Raw genomic sequence first — 13754 nt, forward strand, 5'->3', positions numbered from 1 at the left:
CCGGGGCCGGAAGCGGCCGGAACGGCCGGGGCCGGCGCACACCGCGTACGTAGGGTGGTTCCCGTACTCCCGGAAAGGGACGTCAGGGAATTACGGGACACGGGGAGGTCGTGCGTCATGCCGGACCGGACAACACGAGAGGCGGGGGCGGTCACGGGCGCGGCCGTGCGGGTCGAGGGGCTGTGGAAGCGCTTCGGTGAGCAGATCGCGGTCGCGGGCATCGATCTGGAGCTGCCCGCGGGCCAGTTCATCGGGCTGGTCGGGCCGAACGGCGCGGGCAAGACCACCACCCTCTCCATGATCACCGGCCTGCTCCGCCCCGACCAGGGCCGGGTCGTGGTCGCCGGACACGACGTCTGGCGGGACCCGGCGGCGGTCAAGGCGCGGATCGGGGTGCTGCCGGAAGGGCTGCGGCTCTTCGAACGGCTCTCGGGGCGCGAACTCCTCGGCTACAACGGACGGTTGCGGGGGCTGCCAGGGCCCGAGGTCGACAAGCGGGCCACCCAGCTCCTCGACGTGCTCGACCTGGCGGGCGCGCAGCACAAGCTCGTCGTCGACTACTCGACCGGGATGCGGAAGAAGATCGGGCTGGCCGCGGCGCTGCTGCACAACCCCGAGGTCCTCTTCCTGGACGAGCCGTTCGAGGGCGTCGACCCGGTCTCCGCGCAGACGATCCGGGGCGTGTTGGAGCGCTACACCGCCTCGGGCGCCACCGTCGTCTTCTCCAGCCATGTGATGGAGCTGGTCGAGTCGCTGTGCGACTGGGTCGCGGTGCTGGCGGCGGGCCGGATCCGCGCGCAGGGCACCCTCGCCGAGGTACGGGGCGACGCGGCGTCCCTCCAGAACGCGTTCCTCGAACTCGTCGGCGCGCAGGGGCAGGGCGGCGGCGGGGACCATCTCGACTGGCTGGGCGGTGCGCGATGAGCGCCGTACCGGCGGGGCCGGAGCCCACGGGTACGGCCGGGTCCGGGACGACAGGGTCCGGGACGACAGGGTCCGGGACGGCAGGCTCCGGACCCGCCGGGGAAGCGACGGACGCCGTACCGGCCGGTCCTGCCGCGCCCTCGCTCACCTCCGTCTTCGTCCGGCTCAAGCTGTCCCTGCTGCGCAACGGGCTTCGCCAGTCGTCGGGCCGCACCGTCGCGTACGTCACCTCCGTGGTCGTCGTGCTGCTGGTCACGGCGGCGCAGTTCCTCGGCCTGGTGCTGCTGCGCTCCACCGCCCATGTGGACACGGTCGTGGTGCTGCTGACCGCCGTACTGGCCCTGGGCTGGGCCGTGATGCCACTGTTCTTCCCGAGCGGTGACGAGACGCTGGACCCGACGCGACTGGTGATGCTGCCGTTGCGGCCGAGGCCCCTGGTGCGGGCGCTGCTGGTGGCCTCGCTGGTGGGCATCGGGCCGCTGTTCACGCTCTGCCTGCTGACCGGATCGGCGATCGCGACGGCGCACGGCGCGGGCGCGGTGGCCGTCGCGGTCCTCGCCGTACCGCTGACGCTGCTGGTGTGCGTCGCGCTCGCGCGCGCCGTCGCGGCGGCCAACATCCGGCTGCTGACCTCGCGCAAGGGCCGCGACCTGGCCGTGCTGAGCGGACTGGTGATCGCCGTCGGCGTCCAGGTCGTCAACTTCGCCGCGCAGCGGCTGGGCGACGCGGGCGGCCTCGCGGCGCTCGACCCGGTGACGGCGGTCGTACGGTGGCTGCCGCCCGCCGCGGCGCTCGGCGCGGTCGGCGCGGCGAGCGAGGGCGCGTACGGGCGCGCCGTGGCACAACTGCTGCTGACGGCGGGCGCGCTGGCGGCCCTGCTGTACGCGTGGCAGCGCTCGCTGGTGAAGCTGATGACGGCCCCGGACGGCTCGACGCTGGGCGCCGGGCAGCCCGGCCGGGCGCGCACGGGAGCTGCGGGCGGCCGGGGGCCGGGCCGGCTGCTGGCGGCGGTGTTCCCCGAGGGGCGCACGGCGACGGTGATGAAGCGCAGCCTGCGGTACGTGTGGCGCGACCCGAAGACGAAGGCGGCGTGGGCGACCTCGCTGGCGATCGGTCTGATCGTGCCGCTGTTCAACGCGCTCCAGGGCCAGGGCACGATCTACTTCGCGTGCTTCGCGGCCGGCATGCTCGGCATCCAGATGTACAACCAGTTCGGCCAGGACACCTCGGCGTTCTGGATGGTCGCGCTGACGATCTCCTCGACACGGGACGCCTATCTGGAGCTGCGGGCGCGGGCGCTGGCCCTGCTGGTGGTCACGCTGCCGTACGCGACGCTGGTCACCGTCGCCACGGCGGCCGTCCTGGGGAACTGGGGCGCCCTGCCGGAGGCGCTCGGCCTCTCCTTCGCGCTGCTCGGCGCGATGCTGGCGACGGGCGCGGTGGCCTCGGCGCGCTTCCCGTACTCCATCCCGCAGGACAGCGGCTACAAGAACGTCGCCCCGGGGCAGGCGGGGCTCGCCTGGATCTCCATCTTCGGCGGCATGCTCGGCGCGGCACTGCTCTGCGCACCGGTCCTCGCGCTGACGATCTGGCTGCATGTCACGGACCTGGGCGACCTGACCTGGCTCCTGCTGCCCGTGGGCACGGTCTACGGCGCGCTGATCGCGCTCGGCGGGCTGCGGCTGGCGGCCCCGCAGACGGCGAGGCGCCTGCCGGAGATCCTGACGGCGGTCAGCAAGGGGTGAGAGGGGGCGGGCGAACCCCGCCGGGCCAGTGGACATGGGGCCGAACCAGCTCGTCGCGGGCGCCGAGTTCACTCTCAGCGCCGTTGCCCACAGCCGGCGGTACACGCTCAAGGTGTTGCCCTCGCGCGCACCCTCGTACGCACCACCCCTGGCGCCCCGCACCCGTCGCCGACGACACCGGAAGCCCCGATCCGTTCGGCCGTGAGCGCTCCGTCCTCGCTCCTGTACCGGCCGGTGACTTCGGGGCGAGGCCTCGATGCCTGCGATCCGGCGGCCCAGGGGCGCCTGCGGCCGGGCGCGAGCCCTTGCGGGCGCCGCTCGCGCGGTCCGCGCGGTTCGCTGACCCGGTGGTGTGTGGTGGGCACGGATGGATTCAGGTTCATTCGATCAGCCGCCATCACCCGGCGGGGAAGAACTCACGCCACCGGCACAGGGCCTGCCCGAAGCGGCCACCGAGGGTTAATCGGCGCCTTGTTACGGGTGAGGGCCCGATCCCCTTGGACGCGGCCGGACGAAGTAGTGGCCCTCCTTCAGGTCGGCCAGGTCGGCCAGGTCGGCGATCGGTTCCGGACGCGTCGGCTGCCATCCGAGCAGGTCGCGGGTGACCTGCGCCGGGGCAGGGCCGTGGACTCCCCGGAAGCCGCCGAGCCGGCCTGTGCACTTCTCCGGCATCCTCGGGGTTGACGGAGACGGACGGGAACGTCGAAGTGTGAGGCAGAGATCTGGGCAACCTCGCGGATCAGCACGCCCATCGCGCGGCCCAGTCGACCCAGGGGCGGCCGTCGGTCACCCCTCGGTCACCCGCTCCCAGCACCCCCTCCCGGTCACCCTCTCCCGCTCACCCCGTCAGCACGCCCTCCAGGAACGGTTCGATCGCCGCCCGCCAGGCCTCCGGACGGTCGTAGTGGACGAGATGGCCCGCGTCCAGGACCTCCGCGTACCGGCCTCGCGGGAGCACTCGGACCATTTCCTGGGCCTCGGCCCTGCCCAGTTCGCCGTCGAGTCCTCTGACCACCAGCGTGGGGCACTGGACCTGGGCCAGTTCGTCCCAGTGCGCGTCGTGGACCCAGGTGTCGCGGGACGTCATCATCTGGCGGCGCGAGAAGACGGGGTGCCAGCCGTCCGGGCGCTCGGCCATGATCTCCGCGAAGAACTCGCCGCGGGCCGGTGTGGGGCGCTCCAGCCAGGGGTCCTCCTCGCCGAACCACTTCCGGACGTCCGCGAGCGACGCGAACGGCACCGGCCAGGACCGGAACCAGTCACCCCACTCCCGCTGCGACGCCGCGCCCAGCGCCGAGGCCCGCATGTCGCATATGACCAGGGCCCGGACGAGGTCGGGGCGCTTGGCGGCCAGCTGCCAGGCCGTGAGCGCGCCCATCGAGTGGCCTATGAGCGTGACGGGCGCGAGCCCCAGCCGCTCGATCACGGCCTCCGCGTCGTCGACGTACGCCTCGCGCGTGAAGGGGCCCTCCGGCGGCTTCTCGCTGTGGCCGTGGCCCCGCTGGTCGAAGGCGACCACCCGGTGCCGGGCCGCGAGCCAGCGCGCCGTGGCGTCCCAGTGCGAGGCGCGGCCCATCAGGCCGTGCAGCAGTAAGACCCCGGGGCCGTCCACCGGGCCGCCCGCCCCGGACCCGGGCGGGTCGGCGAACTCCCAGGCAGCGAGACGTACGCCGTCCGCTCCGGTCACATCGATACGCCGCACCATGCGTCCCGGCACCCCCTTCGGTCCCACCGTCTCGCTCACGAACGCGGGGCTCGGGTCCCGGACCGACCGGCCCCGGACCTTCACCACACCAGGCTATCGAACCTTTATTCGAACACGCGGGTCTCGGGTCCAACACCGCTCTTTCGAGTGACCACGCGCCAGGATTGCCGGACGGCCCTCAGGGGAGATCTTCTCCGGGAGGCGGACCGCTCGGGGATGAGGGTCCGCAGGGGACGACCTTGGGAGCTCGGGGCTCCGGGTCGGCGTGGGGGCGGCCGGGCTCCGGTGCCGTGAGGCGCCGGGGCCCGGATCGCGCGCCGTGCGCGCGAGAGCGCGCCGCCACCGGCGCACACCGCCGTACGAGCAGATCACGCCACGCATCAACCGCTCCCTCCCCCTGCCGCCACGGACGCTCCCCACGTCCGCCGCGTCACCCCCGGGCACCCTCCGGCGCCCTCACCGGCCGTTTCCGGCCCGCGCTCTCACCGCAGCGGCCGGCTTCCGCCGGTCTCAGCGCCGCGACCGGGTCCGCCGGTCTCAGCGCTTGGCGACGAAGACGTGCGACGCCACCTCGGACACCAGCTCCGCCGCCTCGCCACTGCTCCCTACCAGTACCCCACCCGGCGACTCCGTCACACTCACCACAGAGCCGGGCTGCACGCCCGCCCGCCGCAGGGTGTACATGAGCTGCGCGTCCGTCTGGATCGGCTCACCGATCCGCCGTACGACGACGGTCTTGCCCTCGGCGCCGGGATCCAGCTCCGCCAGGCTCACCATCCCCGCGTCGAGGAAGGGGTCGGCCTCGGCCTTCTCCCCCAGCTCCTCCAGACCCGGGATCGGGTTCCCGTACGGCGACTCCGTCGGGTGTCGGAGCAGTTCGAGGACCCGGCGCTCGACCGCCTCGCTCATCACGTGCTCCCAGCGACACGCCTCCGCGTGCACCTGCTCCCACTCCAGGCCGATGACATCGACCAGAAGGCATTCCGCGAGCCGGTGCTTGCGCATGACGCGCGTCGCCAGCCTGCGCCCCTCTTCCGTCAGCTCCAGATGCCGGTCGCCCGCGACCTGCACCAGCCCGTCGCGCTCCATGCGCGCCACGGTCTGGCTGACCGTCGGGCCGCTCTGATCGAGCCGCTCCGCGATCCGGGCGCGCATCGGGACCACACCTTCCTCTTCCAGCTCAAGGATGGTGCGGAGATACATCTCCGTCGTGTCGATCAGTCCGGACATTCGTGCCCCTCGAATAAATCGTGCGCTGGCCCTGACTCAATTCTGACGCATGCCACCGACAAGCGTGCCTCGCAGGAGAGCACAGTCCTTGGGACAGTCACGCGCAGGCCGCGCGAAGACCGGCCGGGAGACCGGGCGCCGCCCGGGGCGGAGCCGGGTCCGCCCCGGCGGACAGCGGTGCGCACAGCGCTATTGACAGAGCAATGGTCCAGACCTCAACGTGATCCGCGGCACAGACATTCCCCCGGGCATTCCCCTCCCGGGAACCCGCCCCGGACCCTCACTTCTGGAAGGGCCTCCCCGATGAGCGCGACGAACGAGAGCAAGCCCGCCGATCAGTTCTTCGACGCGGCGATCGGCCTGCTCCGGCGGGTACGGGAGGAACAGTCCGGGCGGATCGCCGCCGCCGGCACCGCGGTCGCCGACACCGTCGCAGCCGGGGGCCGGCTCTTCGCCTTCGGCGCCGGGCACTCCTCGCTCGCCGCGCAGGACGTCGTCTACCGGGCCGGCGGCTTCGCCACCATGAACCTGCTCACCGTCCCCGGCGTCGTCGGCGTCGACGTCATGCCCGCCCCGCTCGGCTCCGCACTGGAGCGGGTCGAGGGCCTGGCGGGCGCCGTACTGGACTCCAGCCCCGCCGCCGCCGGGGACCTGCTGGTGATCGTCTCCCTCTCCGGGCGGAACGCGCTGCCCGTCGAGATGGCCATGAACGCGCGGGCCCTGGGGCTGACGGTGATCGGGGTGACCTCCGTGGCGTACGCGACGGAGACCCGCTCCCGGCACCGCACCGGGACGTTCCTCAAGGACCACTGCGACATCGTCCTCGACAGCGGGATCGCCGTCGGCGACGCGGAGCTGACGGCCCCCGGCGTCGAGGCGCCGTTCGCGCCCGCCTCCACGGTCGTCACCAGCGCCCTGATGCAGGCGATGATGGCCGCGGGCGCCGGCGAGCTGGCGGGGCGCGGCATCGAGCCGCCGCTGCTGCGGTCGGGCAACGTCGACGGCGGCACCGAGTGGAACAGCCGGGTGATGACCGAGAACCGGGACCGGATCTTCTACCGCCACTGACTCACCACCACCACGCACCCACCGCTACGCAGCCATCATTGCCGCGGACTCACCACCGCCGCTCACCCATCACCGCCACGGACATCGGCTCACCACCGCCACGGAATGCGGTACTCCGGGCCGCCGTCCGGCCACGACACGTCCCGGAAACATTCGCCGGGACGCGCCCGGGCGTCTCCGCGTCACCAATGCAACGCACATTCGGACGCCTGATCGGATACCCGCGGGACCCCCGGTGAATACCGGGGTCTGCGAGAACCGCTCCCATGAACTTCGCTCGTACACACGATCCAGAACCGCCACTTTGCGTCACGAAAGGAACACTTGGCGGAATTTTGAGCTTTCATCTGGAGGTAATGTTCAGGCAAAGTAGTGGAGGTTCCGGTGCTGCATCATTGGGTTCGGCACCGGGCACCCGCGTATCCGCGTATCCACGTATCCGTGCGAAGGAGAGGGCGAGAGTTGAGATTCCGACCGAGTCACGCGTTCGCCCTCAGACGCGGGATCCACGCCGCCTGACCCGGCCGGCTCTTATCTCGTTCCACCCCCCACTGACCCGACCACACCGCGCCCCGGCAAGACCGGGGGTGCAGGAGGCAGGCCATCATGAAGTCACTCATCGACCACGCCCGCGCGTTCTCCGTCCACGTGGCGGAACGTCCCGACGAGTTCCGTGAACTCGCCGCGGGGCAAGCGCCACAGGCCCTCTTCATCACCTGCTCGGACTCCCGAGTCATCCCGTCCCTCATCACCGGCGCCCGCCCGGGTGAGCTGTTCGAACTGCGTACGGCGGGCAACATCGTCCCCTCGTACGACGAACAGCGGCCCGGCGGGGAGACCGCCACCATCGAGTACGCGCTGCGCGTGCTCAACATCCGCGACATCGTCGTCTGCGGACATTCGCACTGCGGCGCCGTGGGCGCCATGGTGCGCGGCGACGACCTGTCCGCCGTCCCCGCCGTGCGCGGCTGGCTGGACAACTGCGCGACCGGGCAGCCCTCGGCGCGGGAGCTGGCCCACGCCGTGCAGCAGCACGCCGCGGCGCAGCTCGACACCCTGCGCGGCTACCCCGCCGTACGGGAACGGCTCGCCGACGGGCAACTCTCGCTGCACGCTTGGTACTACGAAGTGGACACCGGTGCCGTGAGCAGCCACCGGCCCGAGCTGGACGGGGACTTCAGACCGCTGTGAGCACGGTCCAGGGCACGGTCTCAGCCACGGCATCCGGCCGTGGCTGAGGCCGTCGGTCCCCGGCCCGCACCGCGTCGTACGTCCCCGTCTCACAGCTAGGACACCCTCATGCTCACCCTCTTGAAGGACCGCCAGGTCCTCAGGCGCGACATCCTCGCGTCACTCGTCGTCTTCCTCGTCGCTCTGCCTCTCTGTGTGGGCGTCGCCGTCGCCTCCGGGGTGCCCGCCGAACTCGGCCTGGTCACCGGCATCGTCGGCGGCCTCGTCGTGGGCTTCCTGCCCGGCAGCGCGCTCCAGGTGAGCGGCCCCGCCGCCGGGCTCACCGTCCTCGTCTACGAGGCCGTCCAGGAGTTCGGTCTCGGCGCGCTCGGCGCCATCGTCCTCGTCTCCGGCCTGCTCCAGCTCGCGCTCGGGGCCTTCGGCCTCGGCCGCTGGTTCCGCGCCATCTCCGTCGCCGTCGTCCAGGGCATGCTGGCCGGCATCGGCCTGGTGCTGGTCCTGGGCCAGGTGTACGCCATGGCCGACACCGCCCAGCCGTCCGGCGGCATTCCCAAGCTCACCGGCCTCCCCGGGCTGGTCGGCGACATCTCCTCGAACGGTACGGCGCTGACCGCGTTCCTGGTCGGCGCCGGTACGGTCGCCGTCCTCGTCCTGTGGCCCAGGCTCCCCGCGAAGGTCCGCGTGGTGCCGGGACCGCTGGCCGCCGTGGCGCTCGCCACCGGCGTGACGCTGCTCCTCGACCTGTCGATCGCCAAGGTCGAGGTGAAGGGCCTGCTGGAGTCCGTCAGCCCGCCCGGGCTCAGCGACTTCGGCCAGCTCGGCGGCGTCGCCGCGCTCGGCACCGTCCTCGCCTTCACCCTGATCGCCTCGGCGGAGAGCCTGTTCAGCGCCGCCGCCGTCGACCGTATGCACGACGGACCGCGCACCGACTACAACAAGGAGCTGATGGCCCAAGGCGTCGGCAACACGGTCTGCGGTGCGCTCGGCGCACTGCCCATGACCGCGGTCATCGTGCGCAGCTCCGCCAACGTCCAGGCGGGGGCGCGCACCCCGCTCTCCCGGATCCTGCACGGCCTGTGGCTGCTGCTCTTCGCGGCGCTGCTGCCGGCCGCGATCGGTGTGATCCCGCTGGCTGCGCTCGCGGGCGTCCTGGTGCACGCGGGCTGCAAGCTCGTGCCCGTGAAGGATCTGGCCCCGCTGTGGCGGGAGCACCGCGGCGAGGCCGTGATCCTGGCCATCACGGCGATCGCGGTGCTGGTCACCAACCTCTTCGAGGGCGTGGTGCTGGGTCTGCTGCTCGCGGTGGTCAAGACGGCCTGGGAGATCTCGCACCTCAACGTCGACGTACGGGAACTCACCGGCGGCCGGCTGGTGGTCTCCGTGACGGGGAACGCGACGTTCCTGCGGCTGCCCCGGATCATGGAACAGCTCGAAGCCCTGCCGAAGGACCAGCCGATCGAGCTGGACCTGTCGGGTCTGCGCCATGTCGACCACGCGTGCCGTATCGCCCTGGAGAACTGGGCCCTGCGGCACAACGACGCGGAGACCGAGCCGGTCAGGATGCTGCCGCCGGTGGCGGCGGAGAACAGCTCGGGCACGTCCTGAGGTACGGCGCCGGACGACTCACCCTGTCCGGCGCCGTACTCGTGGTGCGGTACGCGTCGTGCGGTACGCGTCGTGCGGTACGCGTGCTGTCGTACGCGTCCTGCCGTGCCCGCCGCTCCCGTACCCGCTCAGCCGTCCGTACCCGCTCAGCCGTCCGCGGCCCTCTCCAGGAGGGCCGCGAGGTCCAGGCAGGCGGCTATCCGTACGGTCACGTCCTCCGCGTACACCGCGTCGGGCCGTTCGAACTCGGCGCGGCTCGCTCCCCTGAGGAAGGTCACCACGCCCAGCGACCTGCCGCGGCTGCGCAGCACGGTGCACAGGGCGTGGACGGAGTCCTCCGGCCACTGCCGGGACGACGCCCACACGGGCGCGGGCACCGGCTTCGGGGCCGGACCGCCGGAGCCGCCGTTCGCACCGCCGTTCGCACCGCCTCCGCCGTTCGCGCCGCCTCCGCCGTTCGCACGCGGCGCGCCGGTCGGGGCGCTCGCCCGGACCGAGCCCGTACGGTCCATGGCCTGGAGCGCCGGATGCCCGGCCGCGTACCGCACCGGTATGGACCCCGACCCGGTCTGTGTGCTCGGCCCCGACGCGCCGCCGCCCGGCGTCGCGACCGTACGGATCAGGCGTACGGGACCGGCCGTACCGGAGGCGAGCCCCCCGGGTCGTCGTCCCTCCGCCACCAGATCGATCAGGGCGTGGTCGGCGAAGCCCGCCAGCGCGAAGTCCAGATAGACCGTCGCCGCCTCCGTCGGGTCCTCGCACTCGGCCGCCGCCCGTCCCGCGCGGTGGAGCTGACTGCCGCGGAACCGCAGCCGGTCCGCCTCCTGCACGGCAAGTTTCTGGCCCGTCACGTCCTGGAACATCCAGCCCACACCCAGCGGAACCGGCTCCTCCGCCAGCGGCGACGCCAGCCGCAGGAAGCCGCAACGCCAGCAGCGCCGCCGCTCGCCGTCCGGTGTGCGGACCGTCACCCACAGCTCGGCGACGGCGGACGGCGCGCCCTCCGACAGCACGTGGTGGAGCGCGGACTCCAGCTCCTCCACGCCCTGGGTGATCAGCTCGCCCAGCGGCCGTCCCAGCACGGAGGCGCGCCCGGAGCCGAGCAGCCGCGCGGCGTGGACGTTGACGACGGTCGGCCGCAGATCGACGTCGACGAGGACGACGCCCCAGGACGCGTCCTCGAAGAGCGCCTCGCTGAGCGCGATGGACCGTTCGAGGTCGATCTGCTCATGGACCTCGCTGAAGGCGCTGTACACGCCGGCGGGCTTGCCGTCCGGGGCGCGCATCCCGGACGACTGCGTACGGATCAGGACCCGGCCGCCGTCCTTGCGCAGCAGCGCGAACTCGTCGACCTGCCGGTCGGGGCCGTCCATCACGGCCATCAGCCGCTCGTGGACCTCGTCCGCGTCGGCGGTCCGCACGGCCCATCCGGCGAAGCCGTGCCGGCCGACGGCCTCCTCGGCGGACCAGCCGAGTATCCGCTCCGCCTCGCGGTTCCAGTGCGTGATCACGCCGTCCGCGTCGAACGCGCAGAGCGCCGCGTCCATCCCGTCGAGCAGCGCGGCGAGGAGATCGGACCCCGGCCCGTCCCGGCCCGGCGCCGCCCGGCCCCCGGCTCCGGGGCCGGTGTCCGACCCGGAAGGGGACTCCGGCTCGTCCGGCCCGGGAGCACTGGTGGTCTCACTCCGAGAAGCACTCATGCTGGTACCCCCTGCGGGACGTCTCCGCCTGTGCTGCCGACTCTGCTGCCGCACCTACGATCATTCAACTCGATAGTGGCCCACCTCACACGTCGTTCCCGGAAATCCTCTCCGCCACCGGGCGCGAAAGTGAACCTTTAATTGGGTTGAGCGAGGGCGGCCCGCTTCCTAGAGTGTGGAGCACACCGAAAGGAGGTGATTCGGAAGTGATTTCTTTCCGGACTCGTGAGGTGGCTGCGGGCTGACAGCCCGACGTCGCACTCAGTGCGGAGCCGGTGAATCCGCCGGCCCAATCCACAGCAGTCACCGCCCCGCAGGCTCGCCGGTACGTCCGGCCGGCTCCTCCTCGGAGGAACCCGAGCCTGCGGGGTTCTGCTGTTCCCGGAGTCTTTTACGTCAGTACGGCGCTACGGGGCCACAAGGCCTACGGGCCTACGGGGGCCACAGGGGCTACGGGCAGAGACGTTCCACCCGCCAGCCGGGCCGGCCGTCCGGACCCTCGCCGTGGACGTAGCGCAGCCGGTCGTGGAGCCGGTTCTCGTGGCCCTGCCAGAACTCGACCGTCTCCGGCCTGACCCGGTAGCCGCCCCAGTGCGGCGGCACCGGGACCTGCTCGCCCTCCGGATACCGGTCCGCCAGGGCCTCGTACCGCTGGAGCAGGTCCTCGCGGGAGCCGATCGAGGTGGACTGGTCGCTGGCCCAGGCACCGAGCTGGGAGCCGTGCGGGCGGGTGCGGAAGTACGCGGCCGTCTCGTCGCGGCCGGTGCGGGCCGCCGTACCCGTGACGACGATCTGGCGGGCCAGCCGGTGCCAGGGGAAGAGCAGCGAGACGTGGCGGTTGGCGGCGATCTCCTTGCCCTTGCGCGAGGTGTAGTTGGTGAAGAAGACGAAGCCGCGGTCGTCGTACGCCTTCAGCAGCACCGTGCGCGAGGACGGGCGGCCCTCCGGGGTGGCCGTGGCGACCACCATCGCGTTCGGCTCGGGGAAGCCGCAGGCCGCGGCCTCCTCGAACCAGCGGGCGAACTGGTCCATGGGGGTGGCGGCGAGGTCCTTGTCCAGCAGCGGAGTGGTGCGGTACTGCTCACGCATCGTGGCGGGATCTGCGGGATCTGCGGAAGCGGCGGAGGATTCCGGGGTCTCGTGAGGCACGGGATCATCCTGCCGCAGGGCCGAGTTTGCCCCGCACGGAGGACCAGCAACCCTCGGGGGACAAAATCTGGCAGTGTGCCGGTTATCACGCGCCGCCCCGTCTTTCCGTACCGTCGAAACCCGCCAAAATCTGGGGCAGGTCGGCCCACCCCTGTGGCCCTGCCCCACCTCACCCGTCACGCCGCACATCACGCGAGGAGCCGCCCGATGCCAGACTTCGACACCTCCTTCGTCCCCGGACTCGAAGGCGTCGTCGCGTTCGAGACGGAGATCGCCGAACCGGACAAGGAGGGCGGCTCCCTGCGCTACCGGGGCGTCGACATCGAGGACCTGGTCGGGCAGGTGTCCTTCGGCAACGTCTGGGGGCTGCTGGTCGACGGCGCGTTCAACCCCGGTCTGCCGCCCGCCGAGCCCTTCCCGATCCCCGTCCACTCCGGTGACATCCGCGTCGACGTCCAGTCCGCGCTGGCCATGCTCGCGCCCGTCTGGGGGCTGAAGCCGCTCCTCGACATCGACGAGCGCACGGCCCGGGACAATCTGGCGCGCGCCGCCGTGACGGCCCTCTCGTACGTCGCCCAGTCGGCGCGCGGCCAGGGGCTGCCGATGGTCCCGCAGCGCGAGATCGACAAGGCGCACTCGGTCGTGGAGCGCTTCATGATCCGCTGGCGTGGCGAGCCGGACCCCCGGCACGTCAAGGCCGTCGACGCCTACTGGACGTCGGCCGCAGAGCACGGCATGAACGCCTCCACCTTCACCGCCCGCGTCATCGCCTCCACCGGCGCCGATGTCGCCGCCGCGCTCTCGGGCGCCGTCGGCGCGATGTCCGGGCCGCTGCACGGGGGCGCTCCCTCGCGCGTCCTCGGCATGATCGAGGAGATCGAGCGCACGGGCGACGCGACGGCGTACGTCAAGCAGGCGCTCGACCGGGGCGAGCGGCTGATGGGTTTCGGCCACCGGGTGTACCGGGCCGAGGACCCGAGGGCCCGGGTGCTGCGGCGCACGGCGCGGGAGCTGGCGGCGCCGCGGTTCGAGGTGGCGGAGGCGCTGGAGAAGGCCGCGCTGGAGGAGCTGCACGCGCGCAGGCCCGACCGGGTGCTGGCGACGAACGTGGAGTTCTGGGCGGCGATCGTGCTGGACTTCGCCGAGGTCCCCGCGCACATGTTCACGTCGATGTTCACCTGCGCCAGGACCGCCGGCTGGTCCGCGCACATCCTGGAGCAGAAGCGGACGGGGCGGCTGGTGCGTCCGTCGGCCCGGTACGTGGGGCCGGGGACGCGGAGCCCCCGGGAGATCGACGGGTTCGACGACATCACCGGGACCGGCTGAGACCACCGGCCTCCCCGGCGGGGAGGCCGCCGTCCGGTCCGAGCCGTCTCGCGGCCCGGTCCTAGCCGTCTCGCGGCCAGAGGCTGCCGCCCGGCCAGGGGGGCATCTTCC

General features: G+C 72.3%; 11 protein-coding genes. 6 read left to right on the top strand and 5 right to left on the bottom strand.

The window, feature by feature from the left end; genetic code table 11:
• Nucleotides 1-117 precede the first annotated feature (117 nt).
• Both ACFXPL_RS22195 and ACFXPL_RS22200 read left to right on the top strand, forming a co-directional pair.
• A complete protein-coding gene (locus ACFXPL_RS22195; protein ID WP_384922138.1) occupies nucleotides 118-924 on the top strand; it encodes an ABC transporter ATP-binding protein in 807 nt (268 codons plus the stop codon).
• Nucleotides 921-2669 (top strand): transporter, encoded by a 1749-nt coding sequence (locus ACFXPL_RS22200; protein WP_384922141.1) that lies wholly within the window; start codon nucleotides 921-923, stop codon nucleotides 2667-2669. Before ACFXPL_RS22195 ends, ACFXPL_RS22200 begins: the two co-directional genes overlap by 4 nt.
• A 474-nt stretch (nucleotides 2670-3143) precedes the next feature.
• Here ACFXPL_RS22200 and ACFXPL_RS22205 read toward each other — a convergent pair whose 3' ends face one another.
• The 3 genes from ACFXPL_RS22205 to ACFXPL_RS22215 form a co-directional block, all read right to left on the bottom strand.
• Nucleotides 3144-3341: a hypothetical protein gene (locus tag ACFXPL_RS22205; protein WP_384922144.1), complete on the bottom strand. Its 198-nt coding sequence runs from the start codon at nucleotides 3339-3341 to the stop codon at nucleotides 3144-3146.
• Nucleotides 3342-3507: 166 nt separating this feature from the next.
• Nucleotides 3508-4374 carry an alpha/beta fold hydrolase gene (locus ACFXPL_RS22210; RefSeq protein WP_384922241.1) on the bottom strand — a complete coding sequence of 289 codons (867 nt, stop codon included), beginning with the start codon at nucleotides 4372-4374 and terminating at the stop codon, nucleotides 3508-3510.
• A 537-nt stretch (nucleotides 4375-4911) separates the two neighbouring features.
• The gene (locus tag ACFXPL_RS22215) at nucleotides 4912-5604 is read right to left on the bottom strand and encodes a metal-dependent transcriptional regulator (RefSeq protein WP_384922147.1); all 693 of its coding nucleotides are present in this window, start codon (nucleotides 5602-5604) and stop codon (nucleotides 4912-4914) included.
• Between the two features lie 303 nt (nucleotides 5605-5907).
• On the opposite strand from ACFXPL_RS22215, the gene ACFXPL_RS22220 reads away from it, so the two are divergent.
• The 3 genes from ACFXPL_RS22220 (at nucleotide 5908) to ACFXPL_RS22230 (ending at nucleotide 9468) form a co-directional block, all read left to right on the top strand.
• The gene (locus ACFXPL_RS22220; protein ID WP_384922150.1) at nucleotides 5908-6672 is read left to right on the top strand and encodes an SIS domain-containing protein; all 765 of its coding nucleotides are present in this window, start codon (nucleotides 5908-5910) and stop codon (nucleotides 6670-6672) included.
• Between the two features lie 606 nt (nucleotides 6673-7278).
• Entirely contained in the window at nucleotides 7279-7863 is a 585-nt protein-coding gene (locus ACFXPL_RS22225; RefSeq protein ID WP_384922152.1) for a carbonic anhydrase, read from the top strand.
• A 108-nt stretch (nucleotides 7864-7971) separates the two neighbouring features.
• Nucleotides 7972-9468 (top strand): SulP family inorganic anion transporter, encoded by a 1497-nt coding sequence (locus ACFXPL_RS22230; protein ID WP_384922155.1) that lies wholly within the window; start codon nucleotides 7972-7974, stop codon nucleotides 9466-9468.
• Between the two features lie 146 nt (nucleotides 9469-9614).
• Here ACFXPL_RS22230 and ACFXPL_RS22235 read toward each other — a convergent pair whose 3' ends face one another.
• Entirely contained in the window at nucleotides 9615-11168 is a 1554-nt protein-coding gene (locus ACFXPL_RS22235; protein ID WP_384922158.1) for a PAS domain-containing protein, read from the bottom strand.
• Nucleotides 11169-11618: 450 nt separating this feature from the next.
• Nucleotides 11619-12257, bottom strand: coding sequence for a pyridoxamine 5'-phosphate oxidase (gene pdxH / locus ACFXPL_RS22240; protein WP_384922244.1), 639 nt, complete (start codon nucleotides 12255-12257; stop codon nucleotides 11619-11621).
• Between the two features lie 267 nt (nucleotides 12258-12524).
• Here pdxH and ACFXPL_RS22245 point away from each other — a divergent pair, with 267 nt between their 5' ends.
• On the top strand, nucleotides 12525-13643 hold the full coding sequence (locus ACFXPL_RS22245) for a citrate synthase 2 (RefSeq protein WP_384922161.1): 1119 nt from the start codon (nucleotides 12525-12527) through the stop codon (nucleotides 13641-13643).
• Nucleotides 13644-13754 lie beyond the last annotated feature (111 nt).

Source organism: Streptomyces sp. NPDC059092 (assembly GCF_042756365.1).
Taxonomy (GTDB): Bacteria; Actinomycetota; Actinomycetes; order Streptomycetales; family Streptomycetaceae; genus Streptomyces.

Coding starts and splice junctions, on each gene's coding strand:
- ACFXPL_RS22235 (WP_384922158.1), bottom strand. CDS start 11,168: ATGAGTGCTTCTCGGAGTGAGACCACCAGTGCTCCCGGGCCGGACGAG.
- ACFXPL_RS22230 (WP_384922155.1), top strand. CDS start 7,972: ATGCTCACCCTCTTGAAGGACCGCCAGGTCCTCAGGCGCGACATCCTC.
- ACFXPL_RS22215 (WP_384922147.1), bottom strand. CDS start 5,604: ATGTCCGGACTGATCGACACGACGGAGATGTATCTCCGCACCATCCTT.
- ACFXPL_RS22210 (WP_384922241.1), bottom strand. CDS start 4,374: ATGGTGCGGCGTATCGATGTGACCGGAGCGGACGGCGTACGTCTCGCT.
- pdxH (WP_384922244.1), bottom strand. CDS start 12,257: ATGCGTGAGCAGTACCGCACCACTCCGCTGCTGGACAAGGACCTCGCC.
- ACFXPL_RS22195 (WP_384922138.1), top strand. CDS start 118: ATGCCGGACCGGACAACACGAGAGGCGGGGGCGGTCACGGGCGCGGCC.
- ACFXPL_RS22205 (WP_384922144.1), bottom strand. CDS start 3,341: ATGCCGGAGAAGTGCACAGGCCGGCTCGGCGGCTTCCGGGGAGTCCAC.
- ACFXPL_RS22245 (WP_384922161.1), top strand. CDS start 12,525: ATGCCAGACTTCGACACCTCCTTCGTCCCCGGACTCGAAGGCGTCGTC.
- ACFXPL_RS22220 (WP_384922150.1), top strand. CDS start 5,908: ATGAGCGCGACGAACGAGAGCAAGCCCGCCGATCAGTTCTTCGACGCG.
- ACFXPL_RS22225 (WP_384922152.1), top strand. CDS start 7,279: ATGAAGTCACTCATCGACCACGCCCGCGCGTTCTCCGTCCACGTGGCG.
- ACFXPL_RS22200 (WP_384922141.1), top strand. CDS start 921: ATGAGCGCCGTACCGGCGGGGCCGGAGCCCACGGGTACGGCCGGGTCC.